This is a genomic window from Campylobacter sp. BCW_4338, from assembly GCF_001763255.1.
Classification (GTDB): Bacteria; Campylobacterota; Campylobacteria; order Campylobacterales; family Campylobacteraceae; genus Campylobacter_D; species Campylobacter_D jejuni.
The window spans coordinates 1-26,645 of sequence record NZ_MJYJ01000014.1 but is presented as its reverse complement, the minus strand read 5'-3'; the positions used below and the strand labels follow the sequence as shown (position 1 = coordinate 26,645).

Sequence of the window (26,645 nt, the reverse complement as noted above, 5' to 3'; positions counted from 1 at the left end):
CTATGGTTATAGACTCTTTTATTATTTCTATTTTTCAAGTACTACAAATTGTCATTAACATTTATACTTGGATTATTATCATCACAGCACTTTTAAGCTGGGTAAACCCTGATCCTTATAATCCCATAGTGCAAATTTTATATAAATTAAGTTATCCTGCTTACGCCTTAGTTAGAAAAATTCCAACACGCATTGGTAATATTGATCTTGCACCTTTGATTATAGTCTTAGCATTGCAGTTTCTTGGTATTTTTCTTGGGAATATCTTAAGGAGTATATTGTGATAAAAAAAATACTCATTTTTTTATTTATTTTTTCAAGTTTAAATGCTACACAATATAGCATAGAAAAACTCAAAAAAGAAGAAAATTCACTTGCTAAGGATTATTATATTTATAGGCTTTTAGAAAAAAATAAAATCAGTAAAAAAGATGCACAGGATTTAAATTCTCATATTTTTCGCTATATAGGAAAAATTAAATCCGAACTTGAAAAAATCATTCCTTTAAAGCCTTATATCAACCCAAAATATGCTAAATGCTATACCTATACAGCAAATACTATCTTAGATGCAAATTTAACTTGTCAAAGTGTGCGCTTAAATTCATTAGTTTTTATAGCAAGTTTAAATTCCAAAGACCGAACTACTTTAGCTCAAACCTTTAAAAATCAAAGACCTGATTTGACAAATTTATTGCTAGCTTTTAATACTTCTGATCCTATGAGCTATATAGCACAAAAAGAAGATATTAATGGTTTTTTTAAACTTTATAATTATTCTAAAAAATACGACTTAGATTTAAATACAAGTTTAGTCAATAAACTACCAAACCACATTGGTTTTAAAGATTTTGCACAAAATATTATTATTAAAAAAGAAAATCCAAAATTTAGACATTCTATGCTAGAAATAAATCCTGAAAATGTAAGTGAAGATTCTGCTTTCTATTTAGGAGTCAATGCCTTAACTTATGATAAAACAGAGCTTGCTTATGACTTTTTTAAAAAGGCGGCACAAAGTTTTAAATCGCAAAGCAATAAAGACAATGCTATATTTTGGATGTGGTTGATTAAAAACAATGAAGAAGATTTAAAAACTTTATCGCAAAGTTCTTCTTTAAATATTTATAGTCTTTACGCAAAAGAACTTACTAACACACCTTTTCCAAAGATAGAAAGCCTTAATCCAAGCAAGAAAAAAAATAATTTTAATATGCAAGATCCTTTTGCTTGGCAAAAAATAAACAAACAAATTCGCGATGCTAACGCAAGTCAACTAGATGTCTTGGCAAAAGAATTTGACACACAAGAAACCTTGCCTATTTATGCTTACATATTAGAACGCAAAAATAATTTTAAAAAACATTATTTTATAATGCCTTATTATGACAATATAAAAGACTATAATAAAACAAGACAAGCTTTAATTTTGGCTATTGCCAGACAAGAAAGTCGTTTTATTCCAACTGCTATTTCAGTTTCTTATGCTTTAGGCATGATGCAATTTATGCCATTTTTAGCCAATCACATAGGGGAAAAAGAATTAAAAATTCCAAATTTCGATCAAGATTTTATGTTTAAACCTGAAATAGCATATTACTTTGGAAATTATCATCTAAATTACCTTGAATCACGTTTAAAATCTCCACTTTTTGTCGCTTATGCTTATAATGGTGGTATAGGATTTACTAACCGTATGCTTGCAAGAAATGATATGTTTAAGACGGGTAAATTTGAACCTTTCTTGTCTATGGAGCTAGTTCCTTATCAAGAAAGCCGAATTTACGGAAAAAAAGTTCTAGCTAATTATATTGTGTATCGACATCTTCTGAACGATAGTATAAAGATTTCGGATATTTTTGAAAATTTAATTCAAAACAAGGCAAATGATCTAAACAAATCTTAGCTACAAGCCTAGTCTCTTCCTTGACACTAGGAAGAGATACTTTAAAATAATCAGTATAGTTATTTTGTATTATATATTTTAAATACTCATCATCCAGTTTTTCAATATTGGCTTTTTTATTATTGATAAAAACTTCTAAATTTTGAATTTTTAATGTATTTGGAATAAAAGACAAGGCCAATACATCATCTTTAATTATCTTGTCTAGAATTGGGTTTAAATAAGACATGGTTACAATGGCATTAATCTTATCTTGTGTGATTTTGTATTTTTGAGTAAACATTAAAGTTTGAGATTTTAAATTTGTATCCACAATCGCCTGATCTTTTAAAGAACAAGCTCCAAGCAAAAAAGCACCTAAAATTACACTATAAATTTTCATTCTTTTTCCATATTTTTTAGTATTATTGTAGCCTTTTAACCCTATTTTTTGGTTTAAAAAGATATAATTTTACAAAAAAATTAAGAGTATATTTTATGAAACAACTTATCATAGCTTTTAGCGGGCCTTCAAATTCAGGAAAAACTACACTCATCACCAAAATAGCTGATAATTTTTTGCAACAAAATTTAAAAGTTTTAATCATTAAACATGATCCTGCCGATAAAGCTCAATTTGATTTTAGCGGTAAAGATAGTTTTAAATTTTTTCAAAGCGGAGCTGAAGTCATGGTTTTAAGCCCTACAAGAACAACTTTTTTTTCTCATGAAAATAGAGATATTTTAAAAGCTTTAAAATTAAGCCCTGATTTTGACATTTGTTTGGTTGAAGGATTGAAAACTCTTGATTTACCACGCATTAGCGTATTTTGCAAAGAAATTGATGAAAGTTATTTTACTTTTTCAAACGCCATTGCAAGCTATGAAAAAATTTCTCACCCTTATCTTACTTGGCTTGATTTAAACGATATACAAGCTATTTGTCAATATATACTTAAAAATGCTAAAAATTTACAAGGAGAATTATAAAATGCAAGAAGTGATTTCTTATATACAAAAAGCTGTTTTAGAAATTTCTAACGCTTTAAAATTTCCCGATACAAGCTACAGTCAAAATCAAAATTTTACAGGCGATACCCAACTCAAATTTGATGTTTTAAGCGATGAAATCATCACAAAAACCCTAAGTCAATGTTCAAGCATTAAAGCCATCATAAGTGAAGAAAAAGACGAAATTTTAACGCTTAATAAAAAAGCAAATTTTATCGTAGCTTATGATCCTTTAGACGGTTCTAGCTTAATGGATGTTAATTTTGCTATAGGTTCTATTTTTGCCATCTATGAAGAAAAAGCAAATGCCAAAAATTTAAGAGCTGCACTTTATAGTATGTATGGAGCGCGCTTAGAACTTGTGATTTGCAAAGATCAACCAAAACTTTATCGCCTAAATGCAAATAATGAATTTATTTTTATAAAAGATCTTAAAATGAATGAAAAAGGCAAAATTAATGCTACAGGCGGAACGCAAAAATTTTGGGAAGAAAAACACGCTAATTTTATCAAAAGTCTTTTTGATGAAGGATATCGCTTAAGATATTCTGGGGCTATGGTAAGCGATATCAATCAAATTTTATTAAAAGGGGGTGGGATTTTTAGTTATCCTGCAACACAAGATGCGCCTAATGGCAAACTTCGTGCTTTTTTTGAAGTCTTTCCTCTAGCCTTTATCATAGAAAAAGCAGGCGGAAAAACTACAAATGGAAAAAATCACTCCTTGCTTGAACTTGAATTTGATAAAATCCATGCGACAACTCCTTGTTTTTTTGGCTCAGAATATGAAATTTCAAAACTTTTAAAGGCTTACAATGAATGAAACTAGAGATGAATTTGAGCAAGATATGGATAAAAAGAAAGAAATTTTACTTTCATGTCAAAACTCAAAAAACCTAAACTCTTGTTATAATTGCAATGAAATTTTTAACTGCCAAACTAGAAAAAATTATGTTGATGCAGTCTATAATAGTATGTCTAAGGGTAAAACCGAAGGCGGATTTGACTTTTAAAGGAAAAAAATGCGTTATATTACAACACCAATTTATTATGTAAATGATGTACCTCATTTAGGTCATGCTTATACTACCATCATAGCCGATACTTTAGCAAGATTTTATCGTTTGCAAGGACATGAAACAAGATTTCTAACAGGAACAGATGAGCATGGACAAAAAATCGAAGAAGCTGCCAAACTAAGAAATTCCACTCCTCAAGAATATGCTGATAAAATCAGTTTTGAATTTAAAAAATTATGGGATGAATTTGAAATCACCTATGATATTTACGCAAGAACAACTGATACAAGGCATATTGAATTTGTTAAAGCTATGTTTTTAAAAATGTGGCAAAAAGGTGATATTTATAAAGATGAATACGAAGGACACTATTGTATTTCTTGTGAAAGCTTTTTTACTCAAAGTCAGCTTATCAATGATTGTTCTTGTCCAGATTGTGGCAAACAAACTAGAATTTTAAAAGAGGAAAGCTATTTTTTCAAACTTTCAAAATATCAAGATAAAATTTTACAATGGTATGAAGAAAAAGATCCCATCCTACCAAAAAACAAAAAAAACGAACTTATAAATTTTGTCCAAAGCGGCCTTAAAGATCTTTCCATTACAAGAACAAGTTTTGATTGGGGGATTAAACTGCCTCAAGAAATTAATGATGATAAACATATTATTTATGTATGGCTTGATGCACTTTTTATCTATATAAGTTCGCTTGATTTTCAAAGCAAGGGAGAAAATGCTAAATTTTGGCCTGCGCATGTGCATTTAGTAGGAAAAGATATCTTGCGTTTTCATGCCATTTATTGGCCAGCTTTTTTAATGAGCGTGGATTTGCCTTTGCCAAAATTTATAGGTGCACATGGCTGGTGGACTAAAGAAGGTGAAAAAATGAGCAAATCTAAAGGCAATGTTGTAAAACCTAAAGAAATAGTTGATGCTTATGGAAGCGAAGCTTTTAGATATTTCTTGCTTAGAGAAGTGCCTTTTGGTAATGATGGGGATTTTAGCGAAAATATGCTGATAAATCGTATCAATGCTGAACTTAGCAATGAATTTGGAAATTTACTTAATCGCATTATAGGCATGAGTACAAAATATGATCAAGGAAATATTTCAAAAGAAGGTGTTTTAAAATTTTACAATGCCGAACTAAATCAAGCAAAAGAACACTTAAATTTAGCGGTAGAATTTTTAGAAAACTTACAGTGTAATCGTTATTTAGAAGAACTTTTTAAAGCCTTAAGTGTGGCAAATTTAGCCATTAGTAAATACGAACCTTGGAATTTAATCAAAGAAAACAAACACGAACAAGCTAATGCTTTAGTGGCACTTTGTGCAAATATTTTAGCCAAAACAAGTCTTTTGCTAAGCCCTGCTCTACCAAAGTCTTGTCAAAAAGTAGCTTTGGCTTTAAATTTTGAAATTTCGTCTGTAAATTACGCAAAAATGATACTTGATAATGAACTTTTAGATTTTAAAGCAAATCCTTGTGAAGCTTTATTTCCAAAAGTAGAAAAAGCTCTTTTAAAACAAGAAATTAAAGAAGAACCCAAAAAAGAAGAAAGTCCTAAAATAAAAATCGATGATTTTGCAAAAATTGAAATCAAAGTTGCTAAGGTACTTGATTGTCAAAATATAGAAGGGAGTGAAAAACTTTTAAAATTTCAACTCGAACTTGACAATAAAGAGATCCGTCAAGTACTCTCAGGCATAGCAAAATACTATAAAGCCAGTGATTTAATCGGTAAACAAGTATGTGTTATAAGTAATCTTAAAAAAGCTAAAATTTTTGGACATGAAAGCGATGGTATGATACTTTCTGCAAAAAGCGGAGATAAACTTGTTTTAATCACCCCTGAACAACTTATACAAAACGGTTCCTTAGTAGGCTAAAATATGCAAATTAGCAATTTAGGCGAACTTTTAAACGCAACGCTCATTCATGAAGGTAGCGTTTTAAGTGTGGAAGGTTTTGCCATAAATTTAAACGAACTTAAAGCAGGCTTTGCTTTCTTTAATAACGATAAAAAAGAAATTGCCCAAGCTATAAAAAAAGGCGCTTATGCTATAATTACAGAAAATGACATTGCTATTGAAGATAAAGACATTTTTTACTTTAGAGTAGAAAATCTAGAACAAGCTCTTGTAAGATTTTTACGCTTTTTTTGTGAAGATAAAGAATGTGAATTTTTACTTTTTAAATCTTACGAACTAAGTCTTTGCAAGGCTTTTTATTTTAACATTTTAAAAGGAAATATTTTTGCTGATTTTGAAAAACTAATCAAAGCAAAAAAAGGTGAAATTTTTTGCTGCTGTGAAGAAAATTACTTAAATAAACTTTGTGCCTATTCTCATAGTCTAAAAGATGCTAATTTTACTTTATTATCGCGATCTAGCTTTTTTTTTACAACTTTGATTTGTGAAAATTTATATTTTAAAAATCTTAATTTGCCTTTTTTTTACGCAAATAGTTTTGCAAAAATTATTTCTTTTTTAAAAGAAAAAAATCAAAAAATAATATTTGACTTTAATAAGATTGATGATTTTAAAATTTATTTTATTGACGATAAATTTGAAATCACTCCTTTTGGTTCAAGCTCTCAAGCGTTTATTGTAAGTAACAACCAAAATACCTTTGAATTCTGGAAAGAAAAATTTAAAAACATAAAAGACTTTAAAATTGCTTCTAAAAATTCTTTATTTTGCGATTTTTCCTATAATCAGCTTTCAGATTTAAGAAAATTAAAAAATTTTAAATATTGTTTAATTCTTGAAAATTATGATATTTTTGAACAAGAATTTGAAAACAAAGAAAATCAAACCCCAAGCTTATTTTAAATTCACTCCTTCATTTTCAAGCAAAAATCTTTTTATTTCAAGCCCTCCATTATATCCTCCTATACCATTGCTTGCAATAACTCTATGACAAGGTATAAAAATAGGAATTTGATTTTTAGAATTTGCATTTCCGACAGCTCTAAAAGCTTTTGGATGATTGATTTTTTCTGCTATATCTTTATAAGTAGCTATTTTGCCATAAGGAATTTTCATTAAAGCCCTATAAACCTTTGATTCAAAGTCTGTACCTTGTATCAAAACAGGAATGCTAAATTTTCTAAGCTTATGAGTAAAATATAAATCAAGTTCATATTTTGCTAAGTCAAGCAAACTACAATTTTTTTCTGATCTTTTATTATCACAAAAATCGACTCTAGTTAAAAATTTTCCATCACTATGTAAAGATAGGTAACATAAAGGCATTTTATAATAAACTTTAAACATTTTTTATCCTTCAAAGAGCTACAATTATAATAAAAAATATTTAAGGAGTAGAAAATGTCTTTTATGCAAGAATACAATAAACTTGTTGAAGAAAGAGCCGCTTTGGGTATACCACCCCTTCCTTTAAATGCAAATCAAACTAAAGAACTTTGTAAACTACTTGAAAATGAAAATAATGAAAAGCTTGCAAATCTTTTAGAAAATAGAGTAAATCCTGGTGTTGATGATGCAGCTTTAGTAAAATGTGAATTTTTAGATTCTATACTTAAAGGCAAAATCAGTGCTCCAAATATAGACAAAAAAAGAGCCTTAAGAATGCTTGGAACTATGCTAGGCGGATATAATGTTAAAGTTTTAATCGATGCTTTAAAAGATGAAAACATAGCCAAAGATTCTGCAGAAGTGTTGAAAAATATTATTTTTGTACATGATAATTTTCATACCATAGCTGAACTTAGCAAAAACAATCCACACGCTAAGGAAGTTTTACAAAGCTGGGCAAATGCGGACTGGTTTAACAAAAAAGAAAAATTACCTCAAGTGATTAAATGTATAGTTTTCAAAGTAGCAGGCGAAACAAATACCGACGATCTAAGCCCTGCAGGAGATGCTTTTACAAGAAGCGATATTCCTTTGCATGCAAATGCCATGCTAAAAGTAAGACAAGCAGGATCCTTAGAAAAAATCAAAGAGCTTAAAAAAAGCGGTCGCGAAGTAGTTTATGTAGGTGATGTTGTAGGAACAGGTTCAAGTAGAAAATCAGCAATAAATTCTATACAATGGCACTTAGGAAAAGAAATAGAAGGTGTGCCAAACAAGCATAGCGGTGGTATAGTAATGGGTTCAACTATAGCACCGATTTTCTTTAACACTGCTCAAGATAGCGGGGCTTTACCTATCATCTGTGATGTAACAAACTTAGAAATGGGCGATGAGTTTGAAATTCATCCTTATGAGGGAAAAATCATAAAAAATGGCTCTACAATCGCAGAATTTACACTCAGTCCAAACACTCTCTTAGATGAAGTTAGAGCAGGAGGAAGAATCCCACTTATCATAGGTCGCGGGCTTTGTACTAAGGCTAGAGAATTTTTAGGAATGGAAAGTGAAAATATCTTTACCAAACCTGAACAACCTAAATCTTCAAGCGGTGGTTATACCTTGGCTCAAAAAATGCTAGGTCGTGCCTGTGGAGTTGAAGGCGTACGTCCAGGTATGTATATAGAACCTATAACTTTAACTGTAGGCTCTCAAGATACCACAGGTCCTATGACTAGAGATGAAATTAAAGAACTTGCAAGCCTAGGTTTTAATGCAGACTTTGTGATGCAAAGCTTTTGCCATACAGCTGCTTATCCAAAAGTAAGCGATTCAAATTTACATAAAACCTTGCCCAATTTCATGACAAGTCGTGGTGGGGTAAGTTTAAAACCAGGTGATGGGGTTATTCACTCTTGGCTTAATCGTTTTGTATTGCCAGATACCGTAGGAACGGGTGGGGATTCTCACACACGCTTTCCTATAGGAATTTCTTTCCCTGCAGGAAGTGGACTTGTGGCTTTTGCTGCAGTTACTGGTTCTATGCCTTTAAATATCCCTGAAAGTGTTTTAGTGCGTTTTAGCGGGGAATTACAAGCTGGAGTTACCTTAAGAGATTTGGTTAATGCTATACCTTATTATGCAATCAAACAAGGACAACTTACCGTTGAAAAGAAAAATAAGAAAAATATTTTTGCAGGAAAAATTTTAGAAATAGAAGGCTTGCCAAACTTAAAAGTCGAACAAGCTTTTGAACTTAGTGATGCAAGTGCTGAAAGATCTGCAGCTGCTTGTAGTGTGGATTTAAGCATAGAAAGTGTAAGCGAATATATCAAATCCAATATTTCTTTAATTGAAGCTATGATAGAAGCAGGATATGAGAATAAAGCTACCCTTGCTAGAAGGGCTGAAAAAATGAGAGAATGGCTTAAAAACCCTACTCTTTTAAGAGCAGATAAAGATGCAAAATACGCTTATATTATAGATATTAACCTTAATGACATTAAAGAGCCAATCCTAGCTTGTCCAAATGACCCTGATGATGTAGCAACCTTAAGTGAAATTTTAGCCGATGATAAGCGTCCAAAAAATATAGATGAAGTTTTTGTAGGTTCTTGTATGACAAATATAGGACATTATAGAGCTTTGGGAGAAATTTTAAAAGATAAAGGCATACTTAAAACCAGACTTTGGGTAGTGCCTCCAACAAAAATGGATAAAGCACAACTTACCAATGAAGGTTATTACAGCATCTTTGGTGCAGCAGGTGCTAGAATAGAAGTTCCTGGTTGTTCTTTATGTATGGGTAATCAAGCTAGAGTAAATGATGGAGCTGTAGTTTTCTCAACTTCTACAAGAAATTTTGACAACCGTATGGGAATGGGTGCTAAAGTATATTTAGGCAGTGCAGAACTTGCGGCAGTTTGTGCGATTTTGGGTAAAATTCCAAGCAAGGAAGAATACTTACAAATTGTCAGCGAAAAACTAAGTGATGAGCATAAGGCAAATATCTATAGATATTTAAATTTTAATGAGATTGAAAATTTCAAACTTGAAAATTAATTCAAATTTAATACTTATTTGGATTAAATAACAAAATTAAAATTTTCAAAGGAAAAATATTGAAGTTATTATTCACTTCCTTTTGTTGTTTTGCAAGTTTAATGGCTAGCGATGCCATTAACTGCGACAACATTAAAAATAATAAAACATTGCTAAATAAAAGTTCAAATTTAGATTATTTAAATATAGCTTCAAGCTGTAAAGAATCTTTAAAAAATCAAGATTTTACAAAAAAACTCTATGCGATTTCCAATGAAATTCGCGGAAGCAATAGCTCTTGTAATGGTGTGGCTTATTTGCCCAAATTACAACAATTTGATTTTTTATTATTAAAAATAGCTATCGATCCCATCGCTTATCAAAAAACTTTAGATACACCCGAAAATTTAGAAAAAAAATATGATATTTTAAAATCTTATTTTAGATATTGGGCATATCAAAGTATAGGAAATTTTAGACTTTACAAAGCTTTTTGGAAAGAATATAACAATGCTATAGAACCTTTAGAAAAGTATTTTGAAAGTAATTTTAATTTTGACAAAGGTAGTAATATTTACTATACTAGCAATACCTTAAACGAATTTTTAAATTGGGCTGTTGGTGAAACAAAAATTTACAAAGACATTAGTCCTTTAGCAAAAATCATGTCAAATAAAAATTATTCAGTATCTTATATACAAGATTTTATTTTTTCAAATAATCCAAGCCAAGATGATCTTACGATAGCCTTGCAAGCAGCGCTTCTAAATCAAAGAGAAAAAGAAATTTTAGAACTTTTGATTCGTTTTGGTGCTAGGATTGACGAAGGTTATGAAAGTGCTATTTTTTACGCATTGGAAAATTATGAAAATACAAATTTTTTAATCCAAAATGGAGCGAATGTTAATCAAGCCAATGCCTTTGGTAAAACCCCACTTTTTTATGCCATAGAGTTTAATCGCCTTGATATCATAAAACTACTTCTTGATAATGGAGCAAATTTTAATCAAAAATATATTAATAACAATGAAAAATTAGCATTAAGTGCGAACATAGGTTCAAATACGCCTTATTTTATTACATTTTGTGCTCTAGAGCACACTTCAAAAAATGTTTTAATGCATGCTGCAGCCTATGGAAATGTTGAAATTTTAAAACTTCTTATTTCAAAAGGAGCAAATTTTAATGCTGTTGATGATCTTGGTTTTAATGCGCTTGACTTTGCACTATCAGCAGGTAAAAAAGAAAATGCTGATTATCTAAAAAGCTTGGGTTTAAAAGCAAATGAAAATCTATTTTACGGAGATAGTTTAGAATGAAAACCGCATTTATTACAGGAGCTAGTTCAGGTTTTGGTAGAGCTTGTGTTGAAGCTTTTATACAAGAAGGCTACAAAGTAATCGCCCTTGCTAGACGCAAAGAGCGTCTAGAAGAGCTAAAAAATGCTCATAAAGATAAGATTTACACCCTTTGCATAGATGTAAGAAATCAAAAAGAAATCTTTGGGGCTATTGAAAATTTACCTAAAGAATTTCAAGAAATTGATGTGCTTTTTAATAATGCAGGCTTGGCTTTAGGGGTAGATGAATTTGATAAATTAAACCTTGAAGATATTAACACTATGGTAGATACAAACATCAAAGGGTTTTTATATGTTGCAAAAGCTGTTATTCCTATACTTCGTAAACAAAAAAATGCTTATATTTTTAACTTAGGTTCAGTTGCGGGACGCAATCCTTATTTTGGAGGCAATGTGTATTGTGGAACCAAAGCCTTTGTAGGACAATTTTCATTGGCCTTAAGAAATGATCTTAGAGGAAGCAATATCAAAGTAACAAACATTGCTCCAGGACTTTGCAAAACTGAATTTAGTGAAGTGCGTTTTAAAGGAGATATCCAAAAAGCTGATGCAGTGTATGAAAATACGCAATTTATCAGTGCTAATGATATTGCCAAAGTAGTAATGTCTATCATTAACCTACCAAGCCATATTAATGTTAATGAAATCGAGCTTATGCCGGTAACACAAACTTGGAATGGATTTTATATAGAAAGAGATGAATGAATAAATTTTTAGTTTTATTGTTTTTACCTTTAGTTGCATTTGCAAACTCCTCAGAAGCAGCTGCAAATGCTAATTTGTTTGGAGCTTTTACGCTTATACCACCTTTAGTTGCTATTGCTTTAGCCTTTATCACAAAAGATGTTATTTTATCACTCTTTGCTGGGGTTTTAAGCGGAACTTTTCTACTTAGCCTTTCTGTAAATATTTTTAAAGCACAACATTTAGCTTTTGTAAATTATTACAATACCGCAGTAGAATCTTTTTCAAAGATTATTTCTTACATCTTAGGCTCAACTTCAGATCCAGTAAATGCAGGAATCATTTTGCAAATTCTTTGTATAGGTGGTCTTGTAGCACTTATCACAAAAATGGGTGGTGCAAAAGCTGTAGCATTAAAATTTGCCAAAAGAGCCAAATCAGCTGTATCAGCTCAAGTTAACACTTGGTTTTTAGGGCTTTTAATATTTTTTGATGATTATGCTAATTTACTGATCGTAGGTCCAATTATGCGTCCTTTGGCGGATAAATTTAAAATTTCTCGTGAAAAATTTGCCTTTATTATCGATTCTACTGCCGCTCCCGTAGCAGGAATAGCTGTAATTTCTACTTGGATAGGCTTAGAAGTTTCCTTAATTAAAACCGCTTATGAACACATAGGCATTAGCGATATTAGTGCTTTTGGAATTTTTGTCGAAACCATACCTTATCGTTTTTATAATATCTTCATGCTTTTTTTTGTAGCCATGACTGCAATCATGGGACGTGAGTTTGGTTCTATGTACAAGGCTGAAGTGCGTGCAAGAACCACAGGACAAATTGCACCTCTACCTAAATCAGGCATACTAGATACTGCTGAATTAGAAGATCAGTTTTTAGCGCCAAAAGAAGGTATTAAAATTCGTGCTTTTGATGCTATTGTTCCTATTTTTACTTTAATCATTTTAGCTATATTAGGATTTTATTTTAATGGACTTAGCACTTTAGAAGGCGAAGAACTTGCAAAAGCAAGCGCCAATCCTTTGTCTTTTGAAACTTTTAGGGCTGCTTTTGGAAATGCTGATTCTTCTGTGGTGTTATTCCAAGCTGCTTTGTTTGCTGCTATTGTAGCGATTTTTATCGGGGTGCGTCGTAAAATTTTCAATCTTAAAGAAGCGGTAGAAACTTGGATATATGGCTGGAAAACCATGATTTTTACCATAGTATTGCTTTTATTTGCTTGGTCGCTTTCAAGTATAGTAAAAGATCTAGGAACTTCTTTATTTATCACTAGTTTACTTGCAGATAAATTGCCTGAGTTTATTTTGCCTGCTACTATTTTTGCTTTTGCTTCAGCCATTTCTTTTGCCATAGGAACAAGCTATGGAACTATGGGGATTTTAATGCCTTTGGCTGTGCCTTTAGCTCATGAAATCGCCAAAATCAATGGTATGGATGCAAATGCTATGCATCATTATATGGTTATTAATATAAGCTGCGTTTTAACAGGTGCGATTTTTGGAAACCATTGCTCACCAATTTCAGATAATGTAATCCTTTCATCTATGAGCGCAAAATGCGATCATATGGAGCATGTAAGAACACAAATTCCTTATGCTTTATTTATCTGTGGTATTTCTTTAATCGCTGGATATATTCCTGTATCTTTAGGACTTAGTGTTTGGCTTGTCTTGCCTTTGAATTTCATACTTATTACGCTTTTACTAAGACTCATCGGAAAGAAAGTTCCATGAGTCTTGAAAATTTTGGAAATTTTCTTACTTTAGATGAAAAACACTCTTTCATAAAAAAATATTTTAAAGAATTTTATACAAAGGAATTTAAACTTTTTGCCTCAAAAGATAAACATTATCGTACAAGAGCTGAACTTTCATTTTATCATGAAAATGATACGCTTTTTTATGCAATGTTTGATCCAAAAAGCAAAAAAAAGTATATTATAGAATATTTAGATTTTGCTGATGAAAAAATTTGCGCTTTTATGCCAAAACTTCTAGAATGCTTGCGTCAAGATAATAAATTAAAAGAAAAACTTTTTGGCGTGGAGTTTTTAACCACAAAGCAAGAACTTAGCGTAACTTTACTTTATCATAAAAATATAGAAGATATAAAGTCAAATTTAGAAAATTTAAGCAATATTCTTCATATCAACCTTATAGCAAGAAGTAAAGGCAAAAAACTTATTTTTAAAACAGAAAATCTAAGACAAACTTTAAATATTCAAGATAGAAAAATATTTTATGAATTTAACAACGATTGTTTTATTCAGCCTAATACTGCTATAAATGAAAAAATGATTACTTGGGTATGTGAAATTTTAAGCACTCAAAAAAGAATGGATTTACTTGAGCTTTACTGTGGATATGGAAATTTTACTTTAGCTTTAGCACCATTCTTTTTTAAAATTTTAGCCACTGAAATTTCAAAAAGCAATATTAATTTTGCTTTAAAAAATTGCGAGCTTAACAATACAACAAATATCCACTTTGCAAGACTTTCAAGCGAAGAATTAAGTCTTGCTATCAAAAAAGAAAGAGAATTTTTTCGTTTAAAAGATATTCGATTGGATGATTTTAATTTCTCTCATGTTTTAGTTGATCCACCCCGTGCAGGACTTGATAAAAGCGTAATTGACTTAATAAAAAAATATGAAAATATTATTTATATTTCTTGCAATCCTATCACTTTAAAAGAAAATTTAAAAGAATTAAGCCTAACACATAGAGTGGAAGAGTTTGCTCTGTTTGATCAATTTGTCAATACTCCACATCTTGAATGCGGAGTATTTCTTAGCAAGGTATAAAAAAATAATTCATTAATTTAGCCAGTATTACTATCGCGATACAAAGCACAAATACAAAAGGGTGGATAAAAGCACCAAGTGGGTTTTTCTTCTTTAATATAAAATGACAAAATAAAGAAAAAACAACTAAAGATAAAATTCCAAAAGCCAAAATAATTTTTACAGCAAAAAGTAAATTTAAAGGTTTAAAATGAAAACCTGCCAAAGCACCTCCGCTTAAAAAAAGCAAAAGAACCACAAAAGGCATTATTTTAACTCCAGTAGCACTAAAAAGACTTTTGTCAAAATTAGGATTTTTCTTTTTAACTACACCCAAAACAAATACATCAACAAACAAATAACCTATAAACAAAATAGCACAAAGAAGATGGATTGTTAAAGTATATGGATAAAATTCTTCCATTTTTCCCTCCTTATTAAACTTCGGAATTTGCTATATTATAACACTTTTTTCATTTTTTGAATTCACTTTAGTTAATTTTTTAATCATTTAAGATAAAATACCAAAATAAAGGTTAACAATGAACGAAAAAGAAACTATCTCTTATATTATAAATACAAGTAAAAATATTGCCATATTTGCTTTAAGTCCAGATAAGACAAAAGCTTCTTATAGGGTAGCAGAATTTTTACAAAGAAAAAATTATAAAATTTTTCCTATTTATCCTAAAGAAGAGTTTATTTTAAATGAAAAAGTTTATAGAAATTTAGATCAAATAGAAGAAAAAATCGATACACTTATACTTTTTAGAAAAGGCGAAGTGGCACTAGAAATTCTTCCTAAGCTTGTTGAAAAAAATATTAAAAACCTATGGCTTCAACTTGGTATTAGCAATGAAACAGCCAAAAAAGAATGTAAAAAATTAGATATAAATTTTATACAAAATCGTTGCATTATGCTAGAATATCCGTATTTTAAAACAAAGGAAAAATAGTGTTAGAGCTTAATAAAATTTACAAAGCAAAACAACAAATTTCAGGATTTGTAAACAAAACTCCTTTCATATACTCTTCTTTTTTAAGTGATATTTGTCAAAGTGAAATTTATCTTAAAAATGAAAATTTACAAATTACAGGTGCTTATAAAATTCGTGGAGCTTATAATAAAATAGCCAATCTTAGTACTGAACAAAAACAACATGGAGTCATTGCCGCAAGTGCAGGAAACCATGCTCAAGGCGTGGCCATTAGTGCAAAAAAATTTGGCATTAAAGCAGTTATTGTAATGCCAGAATCCACTCCGCTCTTAAAAGTTTCTGCTACAAAAGCCTTAGGAGCAGAGGTGATACTCAAAGGGGACAATTTTGATGAAGCTTATGCCTTTGCAACCTCTTATGCTAAAGAAAATAATCTTAGCTTTATCCATCCTTTTGAAGATGAATTTGTAATGGCAGGACAAGGAACTTTGATGCTTGAAATGCTTGATGAAATAAGCGATCTTGATATGATTATCGCACCTGTTGGAGGTGGAGGACTTATAAGTGGTATCGCAAGTGCAGCTAAACAAATCAATCCAAACATTAAAATCATCGGAGTTGGAGCCAAAGGAGCTCCTGCAATGTATGAAAGTTTTCATGCTAAAAAAATCAAAAATGCAAAAAGCGTACGCACTATAGCCGATGGTATTGCTGTGCGTGATGCAAATCCTATTAATTTTAATATTATTTTAGAATGCGTAGATGATTTTATCCAAGTTGATGATGAAGAAATCGCTAATGCGGTATTGTTTTTACTTGAAAAACATAAAATCATAGTTGAAGGCGCAGGAGCTGCGAGTGTAGCCACCCTACTTCATCAAAAAATAAATACACAAAATCATAAAAAAATTGGCGTAGTTTTAAGCGGAGGCAATATCGATGCACAAATGCTAAATATCATCATAGAAAAAGGTTTATTTAAATCTTACAGAAAAATGCAAATTCATGTTACTTTAGTAGATAAACCTGGGGCATTATTACACCTTACAGATAGCTTAAAAATAGCCAATGCCAATATAGTAAAAATCGACTATGATAGATTTTCTACCAAGCTTGATTATGGCGATGCGATGATTTCAATTACCCTAGAAACCAAAGGTAAAGAACATCAAGAAGAAATAAGAAAAATTTTAACCCAAAAGGCCTTTAATTTCTATGAAAGTTTTTAATAACATATACGGCTTAAATAAAGCCCATTTGGCGGTGCTAAAAAGTGATTGTATTGCTTTTTGGCCTCAATCTGTTCTTTGAGTTCTTTTTCACTCATTTTTCCTTCTAAAACCTTTAAAACACTTGCTACACTTAATCTAATTTGCCCTCTTAAAAAACCATTAGCTTTAAAATGAAAAATGCTAAAATCTTTATAAGCATAAGCTCTAGCAATAAAAATTTCTCTTAAAGTCGTTTTATTATCTCCTCCACTTTTGCAAAAAAACTTTAAATCCTTTTTTCCCACAAAAAAACCCAAAAGCTCGTTAGCCTTATCTAAGTCAAATTTAGGATAAAAATGTACATAAGAAGCCATAAAAGGACTATAAGAAGAGTGAGAAAATATATAGCGGTATTCTCTACTTTTTACATCAAATCTTACTTCAAAATCATCTTTTACTTTTTCAATTTTTTTGATATGGATAAAAGGATGGGAAAATTTATTAAGCTGTTTTTGAAGATATTCTAAATTTACAAAATGATCTCCACACTCCACACTAGCTACAGCATAGCTTGCATGTACTCCTTTATCTGTACGAGAAGCCATCAAAAGAGGTGAAACAATACCCAAATGCGATAAGGCACCACTTAAAGCATCTTGAACACCTTTTTTATGAGGCTGAGTAGCAGAACCTAAAAAAGCAGAGCCATCATAAGAAAATATAATTTTTATTTTCATCAATAACGACTCAAAATCATTTTCTTAAAACAATAAGCCGAAACAAATAAACTTAAAGAAAAAATTCCAAGGCAAGCCAAAATTGGAGGTTGAGAAAAAGAACTTAAAAGTCCAAAATATATAGCAATCACTCCAAACATACCTAAATACACATAGCCTTTTTCATAACGATAAGTAACCAAACCAAAACAAAGCGCAAAAAGCGTACTAGCAAGTGGAAACAAGGCTATAGTTGTATAAATCACAAATTCTCTTGCTCTTTGTGGATTTTCGTTTAAATCATTCCAGTATTCATAAAATTTCTTTGTTTGAAGATTGTCTGTATTAAACTGAGTATTTACTACTAAAGTGTCAAATTCTCCACTAAAAATACTTTGACCTTGCTCAAAATTATACATTTTGCCTTGATTCAAGCTAAAAGCAAAGCTATCATCTTTTCTTTGCACATGCGCTTCTTTGGCTATGATAAGTTGTTCTTTATCATCTGTTTTATGTTTAGGGCGATACATAATTATGTTTTCATACTTATCACTATCTTGTTTTTCTATAAAAATCATCCAGTCTAAAAATTTTTGTCCAAATTCTCCTGTTTTGTAGTTAAATTTCACTTGAGTGCTTTTATAGTTTACAAAGTTATCCTGAAGTTCAAATACTATAGGTATCATTACCAAAGCCACAACAAGCATAAAAGCACTAATCAAGCTTGCAATTTTAAGGAAAAATTTTGCCAAAATCATTGGTGAAAATCCCAAAGTAAAAAGCACTATGCTTTCATTTTCCTTAGAAAGCCTAAACAAAGCCAAAGTTAAAGAAATAAAAAAAGATATAGGCAAGGTAAAAATTAAAATTCTAGGCAACATAAATCCATAAAGCTTTAAAAGATCCAAAAAACTAATCTCTATACTTGAAGTAAGTTTTGCAAGTTGAATAAAAAATACCATAGATACAATAGCAAAAAGTACGAAAAATATAGATAAATTCGTACTTAAAAATTGATTTAAAACATATCTTAAACTAAGCTTCATTAGAATAATCCTAAGTTTTTATAAAATAAAACTGCCACAAAAGCGATATTTAAAAAGGGTATCATAGCAAGTTCTTGCTCTTTTATTGCTTTAATTTTAAAAAAAATAAAAAAAGGCAAAGTTAAAATAGAAGCTATAAATAATACTAAAAATCCATACTCAAAACCTAAAATTCCACCCATACAAGACATAATGATAATATCAGCATCACCCAAATTTTCTAAAATTTCATCTTTTTTTTGGAAATTCATTAGAAAAAAAACTAAACTTTTTAATAAAAAAACAAATCCTCCAAAACTAAAAGCATTTAGTAAAAAACCTCTGCTAAACTCTTTAAAAATCAAAAAATGTAAAATTTCACTTTCCCTAAAGGCGTAAAAAAAAGCAAATAAAAAAGCGCTCCAAAGTAAGATTTGTGGTACGGCTTTGAGTTTAATATCAATTAAAGAAAGCAAGAAAAGATTAAATAAAAATAGAGATAAAAATAAAAAATCATAAAAATTTTGACTTAAAGAATAAACCAAAATAAGCAAAATTATGCCTAAAATTTCATTGATTAATAAAGAAATAGGCAAATGACATTTGCAAGTTTGACATTTTGCCTTTAAAAAAACATAAGAAAAAATAGGAATAATTTCATAGTATTTTAATTTTGTATCGCAAGAAAAACAAAAAGAGCGCGAGATAAAAAAAGGTTTTTTTTCAATTATCCTACTTGCCAAACTTGCGCAAAAAGAACCCAAACAAGCCCCTAGAATTATTATGAAAAATATCATTTTCCAAAAGTTCTTTCTCTATTTCTAAATTCTTTAATAATCCTTTTAAATTCTCTCTTGGTAAGAGATGGAAATAAAGTTTCACTAAAATAAATTTCAGCATATGAACACTGCCAAAGTAAGAAATTTGAAAGTCTTTTAGCATTTCCAACGCGAAGCATCAAATCCACATCTAAAGGTAAATCTAAATTTTGCGTTAAATTTTCTTCATTTAGCTCAAGTTTTTTTTCGATCACACGCTTAGCAGCTCTTATAATTTCATCTCTTGCACCATAACTTATAGCCAAATTAACACAAAGTGCGTCACAATGCTTTGTTTTTTCTTCAACTAAGGTAATTTTTTCTCTTACTTTATCTTCCAAACGCGATAAATCACCTATAGCTCTTAAACGCACATTATTTTTTTCAAATTTTTCTAAAGCTTCATCCAAACAACGATCTAAAAGTTCAAAAATAAAATCAATTTCATCTTTAGGACGCTTCCAATTTTCCGTACTAAAAGCAAAAAGGCTTAAATTTGAAATATTTTCTTCCATGCAAACTTCCATCAATTTTTGCATAGTTTTGACTCCTTGGGAATATCCAAGTTTTGCCAAAAAACCCTTAGCTCTAGCCCAGCGCCTATTACCATCCATAACAACAGCAAGGTGTTTTAATTCATTCATTTTTCATCCTTTAAAATCAAAAAGCCTTTTGAAAACAAACAAAGGTTCAATCTTGTTTTCTTGCGATACATTAAAATCTAAATGTTCGTTTAAAAATTTTTGTACCTTGACAAAAGGTGTAAAAACGCTAACACCTTGTGAATCTATCAAAATTTTCAAAGCTCCAAAAACACTAAAATATAAGTAAATTTCTAAATATTTTGCTCTTTTACGCATTTGAAACAAACAAGATTTATTTTCAAAGATAAAAGGAATATGATAAATATTTTCAAAACTTGCAAAAAGCATTTCTTTTAATATCTGATAACGCTCTATATCTTTACAATCTAAAAGATTTTGTATGATGAATTTTTTATAAGAAATTTTATCCTCTAAAATAGCGATTATCAAAGCCAATCCCTCTTCAAAAGGTTTGAAATTAGGACGCTTTGAAAGATGTTTAAATTGTATAACTCCACCATTTTGCATATAAAGTTCAGCTAAATATTCAGCACCAATTTCAAGCTCTATCATGCTTTTGGTTTGAATCTTTTTGTGATTTAACAAAAGCGTATAGTGTCCATAGCCTGATTTAGCCAAAACTTTCATTTGTATAGGCAAGGTAGAATTAATCATACTCATAATTTTTCACACCATTTTACTAATTCAAATGCCAATTTTTCTTTGCTTTGCAAGGTGCTTTTATTTTCATTATTTAAAGCGATAAAATAAAGTTCATTTTGATCGCTTCCAAAATAATTTTTTTGATCAATGATATTAAGACAAATCATATCAAGTTGCTTATCTTTTAAAGATTTTTTCGCATTTTCTAAGGCATTTTGAGAATCAAATTCCATCTTAAAACCTATCTTTTTGCCTTGAAATTTGCAAGTTTTAAGCAAATCTTCATTTAAAGATAGATGCAAGTTTAAACCCTGTAAATGCTCATTTTTTTTAATTTTTCCTTTTACACTTTGAGGGATAAAATCACTCACTGCAGCCGTCATAATCAAAAAATCATGACTTAAATTTTTATCCAAAAGCTCTTTTAGATCCTTAGAACTTTCAAATTTGCAAAGCTCATAAGGAGTATCAAATTCCACAGAGCTTAAAAGTTTTACCCTAGCTCCTAAAAAATAAAAAGCATCAGCTATGGCTTTTGCCATTTTTCCACTTGAAAAATTACTCACACAACGCACATCATCAATTCTTTCTCTTGTGCCACCACCTGTGATAACTACGCTTTTATCGCACCAAAACTTTTCTTTTAAAAGTTCTCTTTTGCTAATATTAAAAATATCCTTAACTTCAGCTAAGGCTCCTGCGCCTTCATCTTTACAAGCTAAAACTTTACAAATAGGCTCTATAATCAAAGCTTTATTTTCTTTAAGTATCTTTAAAGAATTTTGCGTGCTAAAATGATGAAACATATTTGTATTTGCCGCAGGAGCTATGATAAGAGGTTTATTTGCTGCGATTAAGGTTTGGATAAAAAGATTATCCGCTATACCAAAAGCAAGTTTATTGATAGAATTAACACTTGCAGGGGCAAACAAAACAAGGTCTACATCCTTGCTAAAAGCTATGTGATTGTTTGAGTTTTGCCAACTTTCATTTTCCTCGCATAAAATCTCATCAGCCAAGGCTTCAAAACTCATTTTGCTAGCAAATTTTAACAAACCATTAGAAAGCAAAACTTTTACCCTAAAGCCTTCTTTTTTAAACAAAGAAATAAGCTCGTAAGATTTATAAAAAGCTATACTGCCACTAATAGCCAAAAGTATGGTTTTCATTTTTGAAATTTCTTGTAATAATAATCTTTTATCATCTTATGCTCTGCTCTATTGATAAACAAAGCACCTTTTTCTACATTGACACCTACTGTGCTTCCTGCTGCTATGATCACTTCATCTTCGATTTTTACAGGTGCGATAAATTGCGTATCAGAACCTACAAAAACATTTTTTCCTATGATGGTTTTATGCTTTTTTACCCCATCATAATTGCATGTAATAGTCCCACAGCCTATATTAGTTCCACTATCTATCTCACAATCTCCTAAATAGCTCAAATGTCCTGCTTTTACGGTATTTAACTTTGCATTTTTGCATTCTACAAAATTTCCTATATGAGTGTTTTTTAACTCACAATTTGGACGCAAATGTGCCAAAGGCCCTACATCGCTATTTTCTATGATGGAATTTTCTATCACGCTTGAACTTTTAACGATAGAGTTTATAATCTTACTTTTACCCTCTATCCTTACATTTTCATATACTTCGCATTCATCTACAAATTCAACATCTGCACCTATAAAAGTGCTTTGCGGTAAATGAAAAATCACTCCCTGTTGCATCCAGTGTTTTTTAATTTTTTCTTGCATGAAATTTTCAGCTATACTGAGTTCAAATTTATCATTAATCCCCATAAATTCATCTTCATCTACAAAAACCGCTTTAATCATCACATCTTTTTCTTTTGCTAGTTTTACAATGTCGGTTAAATAATACTCTTTTGCCGCATTATTGTTATCAATCAAAGGTAAAAGCTCTTTTAAAAGCCTCGAGTCAATCACATAAACCCCAGCATTGCAAGTATTTATCTCTTTTTCTTGTGTATTTGCATCTTTAAATTCAACAATTTTTTCAACGCTATCGTTTTTTATCACCACCCTACCATAACTTTTAGGATCTCTTGCTTTAAAAACTGCTAGATTTAATTTTGCATTATTACCCAACAAAGCTTCCAAACTTGTTTGCTCAACCAAAGGCATATCGCCACAAAGAATCAACACTCTTTCATTTTTAGGCTCAAACCCCCTTAAAGCTCCCGCAGTTCCTGGATAATTTTGCAAGTCTTGCTCTAAAATTTGTGTTTTTGGAAAATGTTCTAAAATTTCTTTTTGAACGCGTTCTTTTTGATGTGATAAAACTACACTTACATCATCACTTAAAGCAAAAGCCTTTTTTAAAATGTGTAAAATCATACTTTTTTGACAAAGCTCTTGCAAAACCTTTGGCTTTTGTGATTTCATTCTAGTGCCTAATCCTGCCGCTAAAATCAAAATAGAAGTTTTCATTTTTTACCTTTGTTATTAAGAAGTCTAAAAGACTATTTTAGCAGTTTAAAGTTAAAATCCTAATACCCTTAAACTAGTTTTTAGTCATCAAAAGATAAAATTTAAATTTCTTTAATAAAAAACAAAAAAAAGGTTTTTAAATTTTGAAAAAAATATTATTATTTTTACTTTTAAGCATGAGCTTATTTGCTGCTGAAGCAACTATCCCTACAGTAAATTTAAGCTTAAGTGCACCCAATACACCTAATCAGCTTGTTACTACTTTGAATATAGTGATTGTTTTAACCATACTTGCGCTCGCTCCAAGTATAGTTTTTGTTATGACTTCTTTCTTACGTCTTATTGTGGTATTTTCATTTTTGCGACAAGCTATGGGGACGCAAAGTATGCCACCTAATACCATTTTAGTAACCTTGGCTTTAATTTTAACTTTTTTTATCATGGAACCTGTAGCTACAAAATCTTATAATGAAGGTATAAAACCTTATTTAACAGAAAAAATAGGCTATGAAGAGGCTTTTATAAAAGGAGCAAAGCCTTTTAAAGATTTTATGCTTAAAAATACTCGAGAAAAAGATTTAGCCCTTTTTTATCGCATACGCAATCTACCCAATCCCAAAACCATAGATGATGTTCCCCTTACGGTTTTAGTTCCTGCTTTTATGATTTCAGAGCTTAAAACCGCTTTTGAAATAGGGTTTTTAATCTACCTACCCTTTTTAGTCATAGATATGGTTGTAAGCTCAGTTTTAATGGCTATGGGTATGATGATGCTACCTCCTACTATGATCTCTTTACCTTTTAAACTCTTAATTTTTGTATTAGTGGATGGATGGAATTTGCTAGTGCAAAGGCTTGTGGAAAGCTTTGTAACCTAAGATTTATAAAATCTTAAAAACAAAATTCCAAGAAAAAGATACAAAAGCAAAAATAATTCTAAAGCTAAAAGTATATACAAAAACAAGCCTTTAACGCAAAAAAGAGCTATAAAAACAACAAAAAGAATTACTAAGGCTGTTCGCCCTAGAAAGACTTTTTCTAGGGTCTTGATAGAATAAAAAGTAAAATCTAAAATAAGAGTAAAAATAAATTCTAGCATTGTAAAATACACCCAAAAACTAAGCTTAGTGGCATCTTGCAGCCATCATGTCAATTTTTGAATTGTAAGTACTTCCGCCCGGTGCAGGTGCATTCGCAACCCCAGCACCTACTACTCCTAATCTTATTCCATAATTTAAAATTAAAGGTATAGCTCTATCTTCTTGATAAGCATATTTGCAATACTCCCTAGCTGCGTTTAGTACAGTGCAAGATAAAAACAAAAATAACAAAAAAAATGCAACTTTTTTCATTATCTTAAATCCTTTTATTTAAAATTTAGATAATGATATTGTATATCAAAATTTATAAAATTAATATTAATTATCAATATTTTATTAAAAGCCTACAAGAAAAAAGTGATATTATTTTGCTTAAAAACTTCTTTAATGTCTTTTAAATACTTATTGCCCAAAAAATCTAAAAAGCCATTTTTCCTACTCTCATCAATGAAATTATCAAGCTTGTCCTTTAAAGCTTCATCACCTTTTCTTACAGCTATACCCCAAAACTCAGGATTTTCTTGAAAAGGCGCTAAAATGGCTCTGGTTGTATCTTGATGTTTTTGCCAAGTGCGATAAATCGTAAGTTGATCATAAAAAAATCCATCAGCCTTGCCTTGAATCACTTCCAAAATAGCAGCATTTTCTTTATCAAATAAATTAATAGTTGCATTTTTTAAATTTTTAACCGCATATAAATGTCCTGTAGAACCACGCTTTAAAGCCAAAACTTTGCCCTTTTTATCTAAATCTTTGATATTTGTAATATCAGAGTTCAAAGGAGTTAAAATAGCCAAATTTGCCTTAGCATAAGGAATGCTAAAATCCACCACTTTCTTTCTCTCATCGGTAATTGTCATAGAAGACATGATAAGATCTATCTTGGCTGTTTTTAAAGCAGGTATTAAACCATCCCAAGCGATATTTTTTACTACAAGTTTATAGCCGTTTTTCTTTGCAAAAGCTTCTAAAAAATCCACGCTAATTCCACTTGCTTTGCCTGTTTTATCGCTCATTTCAAAAGGCGGATATCCAAGCTCCATTCCTACAACCAAATCTTTTGCACTCAAATTTAAAGCAAAAAAAGAGATAAAAATCAAAATAATTTTTTTCATAATTTCCTTTCAAAATTTTTTGTAAAAAAATTATACTAATTTTATCTTATTTTGTTATTAGCAATTTGTTTCAAACTTAAAAAATTAAAACCTGTAAACCCTAGTTTGTCCTATAAGATTATTTAATCTATCCATTATAGATCCAACATAAGAATTTATACTTTCACTACTTGCTTTCCAGCCATTAGCAAGAGCTTGTTTAATCTCAGCGTCTAAAGCCCAATTGCCTAAAGCTTGCTTAGGAGACATACCCTTTTCATACATATAAAGCTCTCCAGCTATACGACCTCTATCAAGTTCATATTTTAATAAACTTGCAAAATCAACCTTACCTGTCATGATATCAGTCAAATCAACGCTAGTGGTTGAAAAACTCTCCTTAGCCATAGCTGTATTGTAAGCTTCTACTTTTGGATTAAGTGTAGTTTTTGGACTCTCAACGGGTTGTCCACCTTGAGATTTTAAAAAACTCATAAATAAATCTTCTTTAGTATAAGTTCCATCTTCATTTTTTGGATAAAATGACATATCAGGTTTAAAATCACATTCATATTTAGCTTGAGAAACATTTTTTATTTCTTCTAAGGATAAACCTAAGGTTTCAGGTTTTAAACCATTAATCATATTTCCAGAATCAGCCCAAAGATCATCAGCTTTCTCTGCTTGTTCTGATGTTTGATAGACATTTGAAACTAAAGCTCCAGAAAAGTCTTTTAAATGAGTAATTCATTCTATTATTTGGATCATTAAAATTCATACATTTATCTCCACCTACAGCATATCCACTAGGCATAGAATTTATATCTGCTTCACTAAAACTTGTTTTATCACTTGGAAAGCTTTGGCTTAAAGCATTAGAAAAAAGATTATAATATTGTTTTATGGTTTCAGCCATATCTATATTAGAATAATATTTATCTACACCTAGATATTCTCTTATATCAGAAACATTATATTCAGCCACTCTCTCTATCTCATCCAAAGTAGATTTATGTATCTTAAAATCTTCAGGAAGTCCTGCAGCTTTGTTAAAATCACTTCCCATATAGCCATCTTTATCTACACTATAACCATAGGCTGTATTAGTAGAAGTATTACTTATATCTGCTTGTTTGTATTTTAGAGTATAAATAGAGTTTTTAAATTCACTTGATATATCATAATTAGGAGAACTTGTCTTACTACTTATACTAAAATTAGTATTATTGCTAGTATTTGTTGTATTAGTAGAATTTAATACTTCACTTCTTGCTAGAGTTTGTGAATTTGCATTTTGAATTTCATTTAACTTACTAGCATTTTGTTTTAAAAAAGCATTAGCAAAACTTATTTTAGAATTTTCTTTACTTTCTTTATTAGCTTTTGCTTGTGAAAGTATAGAATTATAGTTTGAGTTATCATT

At 30.3% G+C, this 26,645-nt stretch carries 28 protein-coding genes and 1 pseudogene; 15 read left to right on the top strand and 14 right to left on the bottom strand.

Annotated features, from left to right (window positions below; genetic code table 11):
* Positions 1 to 2 precede the first annotated feature (2 nt).
* Both AJN69_RS01080 and AJN69_RS01075 read left to right on the top strand, forming a co-directional pair.
* The gene (locus tag AJN69_RS01080) at positions 3 to 284 is read left to right on the top strand and encodes a YggT family protein (RefSeq protein WP_002852501.1); all 282 of its coding nucleotides are present in this window, start codon (positions 3 to 5) and stop codon (positions 282 to 284) included.
* Positions 281 to 1,906: a lytic transglycosylase domain-containing protein gene (locus tag AJN69_RS01075; RefSeq protein ID WP_079860508.1), complete on the top strand. Its 1,626-nt coding sequence runs from the start codon at positions 281 to 283 to the stop codon at positions 1,904 to 1,906. The genes AJN69_RS01080 and AJN69_RS01075 overlap by 4 nt, the downstream gene beginning before the upstream one ends.
* Here the strand turns inward: AJN69_RS01075 and AJN69_RS01070 are convergent.
* On the bottom strand, positions 1,803 to 2,288 hold the full coding sequence (locus AJN69_RS01070) for a hypothetical protein (RefSeq protein ID WP_070239616.1): 486 nt from the start codon (positions 2,286 to 2,288) through the stop codon (positions 1,803 to 1,805). The genes AJN69_RS01075 and AJN69_RS01070 overlap by 104 nt on opposite strands.
* Positions 2,289 to 2,383: 95 nt before the next feature.
* Here AJN69_RS01070 and mobB point away from each other — a divergent pair, with 95 nt between their 5' ends.
* The 5 genes from mobB to AJN69_RS01045 are packed head-to-tail and all read left to right on the top strand — an operon-like array spanning position 2,384 to position 6,750.
* The gene (gene mobB, locus AJN69_RS01065) at positions 2,384 to 2,875 is read left to right on the top strand and encodes a molybdopterin-guanine dinucleotide biosynthesis protein B (protein WP_070274819.1); all 492 of its coding nucleotides are present in this window, start codon (positions 2,384 to 2,386) and stop codon (positions 2,873 to 2,875) included.
* A gap of 1 nt (position 2,876) precedes the next feature.
* A complete protein-coding gene (locus AJN69_RS01060; RefSeq protein WP_070239614.1) occupies positions 2,877 to 3,719 on the top strand; it encodes a class 1 fructose-bisphosphatase in 843 nt (280 codons plus the stop codon).
* Positions 3,712 to 3,909: a hypothetical protein gene (locus tag AJN69_RS01055; RefSeq protein WP_002861479.1), complete on the top strand. Its 198-nt coding sequence runs from the start codon at positions 3,712 to 3,714 to the stop codon at positions 3,907 to 3,909. Before AJN69_RS01060 ends, AJN69_RS01055 begins: the two co-directional genes overlap by 8 nt.
* A 9-nt stretch (positions 3,910 to 3,918) precedes the next feature.
* Entirely contained in the window at positions 3,919 to 5,805 is a 1,887-nt protein-coding gene (gene metG / locus AJN69_RS01050; RefSeq protein ID WP_070274820.1) for a methionine--tRNA ligase, read from the top strand.
* Between the two features lie 3 nt (positions 5,806 to 5,808).
* On the top strand, positions 5,809 to 6,750 hold the full coding sequence (locus AJN69_RS01045) for a hypothetical protein (RefSeq protein WP_070239608.1): 942 nt from the start codon (positions 5,809 to 5,811) through the stop codon (positions 6,748 to 6,750).
* Here the strand turns inward: AJN69_RS01045 and AJN69_RS01040 are convergent.
* Positions 6,742 to 7,194, bottom strand: a complete 453-nt coding sequence (locus tag AJN69_RS01040; RefSeq protein ID WP_002892517.1) for a methylated-DNA--[protein]-cysteine S-methyltransferase — start codon at positions 7,192 to 7,194, stop codon at positions 6,742 to 6,744. The two genes, AJN69_RS01045 and AJN69_RS01040, sit on opposite strands and share 9 nt — an antisense overlap.
* A 54-nt stretch (positions 7,195 to 7,248) precedes the next feature.
* On the opposite strand from AJN69_RS01040, the gene AJN69_RS01035 reads away from it, so the two are divergent.
* Genes AJN69_RS01035 through trmA form a run of 5 tightly spaced genes read left to right on the top strand, consistent with a single transcriptional unit; the run spans position 7,249 to position 14,639 of the window.
* Positions 7,249 to 9,795, top strand: a complete 2,547-nt coding sequence (locus AJN69_RS01035) for a bifunctional aconitate hydratase 2/2-methylisocitrate dehydratase (RefSeq protein ID WP_070274821.1) — start codon at positions 7,249 to 7,251, stop codon at positions 9,793 to 9,795.
* Positions 9,796 to 9,854: 59 nt separating this feature from the next.
* A complete protein-coding gene (locus AJN69_RS01030; RefSeq protein ID WP_070287791.1) occupies positions 9,855 to 11,093 on the top strand; it encodes an ankyrin repeat domain-containing protein in 1,239 nt (412 codons plus the stop codon).
* Positions 11,090 to 11,839: an SDR family NAD(P)-dependent oxidoreductase gene (locus AJN69_RS01025; protein ID WP_053872917.1), complete on the top strand. Its 750-nt coding sequence runs from the start codon at positions 11,090 to 11,092 to the stop codon at positions 11,837 to 11,839. The genes AJN69_RS01030 and AJN69_RS01025 overlap by 4 nt, the downstream gene beginning before the upstream one ends.
* Positions 11,836 to 13,569: a Na+/H+ antiporter NhaC family protein gene (locus tag AJN69_RS01020; protein ID WP_053872916.1), complete on the top strand. Its 1,734-nt coding sequence runs from the start codon at positions 11,836 to 11,838 to the stop codon at positions 13,567 to 13,569. The genes AJN69_RS01025 and AJN69_RS01020 overlap by 4 nt, the downstream gene beginning before the upstream one ends.
* Entirely contained in the window at positions 13,566 to 14,639 is a 1,074-nt protein-coding gene (gene trmA, locus AJN69_RS01015; protein WP_070239603.1) for a tRNA (uridine(54)-C5)-methyltransferase TrmA, read from the top strand. Before AJN69_RS01020 ends, trmA begins: the two co-directional genes overlap by 4 nt.
* Here trmA and AJN69_RS01010 read toward each other — a convergent pair.
* On the bottom strand, positions 14,626 to 15,042 hold the full coding sequence (locus AJN69_RS01010; protein WP_002856751.1) for a membrane protein: 417 nt from the start codon (positions 15,040 to 15,042) through the stop codon (positions 14,626 to 14,628). The genes trmA and AJN69_RS01010 overlap by 14 nt on opposite strands.
* Before the next feature lie 118 nt (positions 15,043 to 15,160).
* Here AJN69_RS01010 and AJN69_RS01005 point away from each other — a divergent pair, with 118 nt between their 5' ends.
* Both AJN69_RS01005 and ilvA read left to right on the top strand, forming a co-directional pair.
* Positions 15,161 to 15,574 (top strand): CoA-binding protein, encoded by a 414-nt coding sequence (locus AJN69_RS01005; protein ID WP_002856772.1) that lies wholly within the window; start codon positions 15,161 to 15,163, stop codon positions 15,572 to 15,574.
* Positions 15,574 to 16,785, top strand: a complete 1,212-nt coding sequence (gene ilvA / locus AJN69_RS01000; RefSeq protein WP_002865608.1) for a threonine ammonia-lyase — start codon at positions 15,574 to 15,576, stop codon at positions 16,783 to 16,785. The genes AJN69_RS01005 and ilvA overlap by 1 nt, the downstream gene beginning before the upstream one ends.
* Here the strand turns inward: ilvA and truA are convergent.
* From truA to glmU, 7 genes are read right to left on the bottom strand one after another with little or no spacing between them, the layout of a single operon-like run.
* Positions 16,782 to 17,507, bottom strand: coding sequence for a tRNA pseudouridine(38-40) synthase TruA (gene truA / locus AJN69_RS00995; protein WP_072225843.1), 726 nt, complete (start codon positions 17,505 to 17,507; stop codon positions 16,782 to 16,784). The two genes, ilvA and truA, sit on opposite strands and share 4 nt — an antisense overlap.
* Entirely contained in the window at positions 17,504 to 18,529 is a 1,026-nt protein-coding gene (locus AJN69_RS00990; RefSeq protein WP_002861467.1) for an LptF/LptG family permease, read from the bottom strand. The genes truA and AJN69_RS00990 overlap by 4 nt, the downstream gene beginning before the upstream one ends.
* On the bottom strand, positions 18,529 to 19,305 hold the full coding sequence (locus tag AJN69_RS00985; RefSeq protein ID WP_070252935.1) for an A24 family peptidase: 777 nt from the start codon (positions 19,303 to 19,305) through the stop codon (positions 18,529 to 18,531). Before AJN69_RS00985 ends, AJN69_RS00990 begins: the two co-directional genes overlap by 1 nt.
* A complete protein-coding gene (uppS, locus tag AJN69_RS00980; RefSeq protein WP_002852565.1) occupies positions 19,302 to 19,970 on the bottom strand; it encodes a polyprenyl diphosphate synthase in 669 nt (222 codons plus the stop codon). The genes AJN69_RS00985 and uppS overlap by 4 nt, the downstream gene beginning before the upstream one ends.
* Positions 19,971 to 19,973: 3 nt before the next feature.
* Positions 19,974 to 20,591 carry a hypothetical protein gene (locus AJN69_RS00975; RefSeq protein ID WP_070210101.1) on the bottom strand — a complete coding sequence of 206 codons (618 nt, stop codon included), beginning with the start codon at positions 20,589 to 20,591 and terminating at the stop codon, positions 19,974 to 19,976.
* A complete protein-coding gene (gene coaBC, locus AJN69_RS00970; protein ID WP_070210102.1) occupies positions 20,588 to 21,742 on the bottom strand; it encodes a bifunctional phosphopantothenoylcysteine decarboxylase/phosphopantothenate--cysteine ligase CoaBC in 1,155 nt (384 codons plus the stop codon). The genes AJN69_RS00975 and coaBC overlap by 4 nt, the downstream gene beginning before the upstream one ends.
* On the bottom strand, positions 21,739 to 23,028 hold the full coding sequence (gene glmU / locus AJN69_RS00965) for a bifunctional UDP-N-acetylglucosamine diphosphorylase/glucosamine-1-phosphate N-acetyltransferase GlmU (RefSeq protein ID WP_070287789.1): 1,290 nt from the start codon (positions 23,026 to 23,028) through the stop codon (positions 21,739 to 21,741). Before glmU ends, coaBC begins: the two co-directional genes overlap by 4 nt.
* Before the next feature lie 143 nt (positions 23,029 to 23,171).
* Between glmU and fliP the strand changes: the two genes are divergently transcribed.
* Entirely contained in the window at positions 23,172 to 23,906 is a 735-nt protein-coding gene (gene fliP, locus AJN69_RS00960; protein ID WP_070210104.1) for a flagellar type III secretion system pore protein FliP, read from the top strand.
* Here the strand turns inward: fliP and AJN69_RS00955 are convergent.
* From AJN69_RS00955 to AJN69_RS10570, 4 genes and pseudogenes are all read right to left on the bottom strand, one after another.
* Positions 23,903 to 24,127, bottom strand: coding sequence for a hypothetical protein (locus AJN69_RS00955; protein ID WP_002780361.1), 225 nt, complete (start codon positions 24,125 to 24,127; stop codon positions 23,903 to 23,905). The genes fliP and AJN69_RS00955 overlap by 4 nt on opposite strands.
* Positions 24,128 to 24,152: 25 nt before the next feature.
* Positions 24,153 to 24,380, bottom strand: a complete 228-nt coding sequence (locus AJN69_RS00950; RefSeq protein WP_002852403.1) for a lipoprotein — start codon at positions 24,378 to 24,380, stop codon at positions 24,153 to 24,155.
* A 92-nt stretch (positions 24,381 to 24,472) separates the two neighbouring features.
* On the bottom strand, positions 24,473 to 25,243 hold the full coding sequence (locus AJN69_RS00945) for a transporter substrate-binding domain-containing protein (RefSeq protein WP_002776733.1): 771 nt from the start codon (positions 25,241 to 25,243) through the stop codon (positions 24,473 to 24,475).
* An 84-nt stretch (positions 25,244 to 25,327) separates the two neighbouring features.
* Positions 25,328 to 26,645: pseudogene (locus AJN69_RS10570) on the bottom strand (Cj0814 family flagellar-dependent secreted protein); the annotation flags it as partial.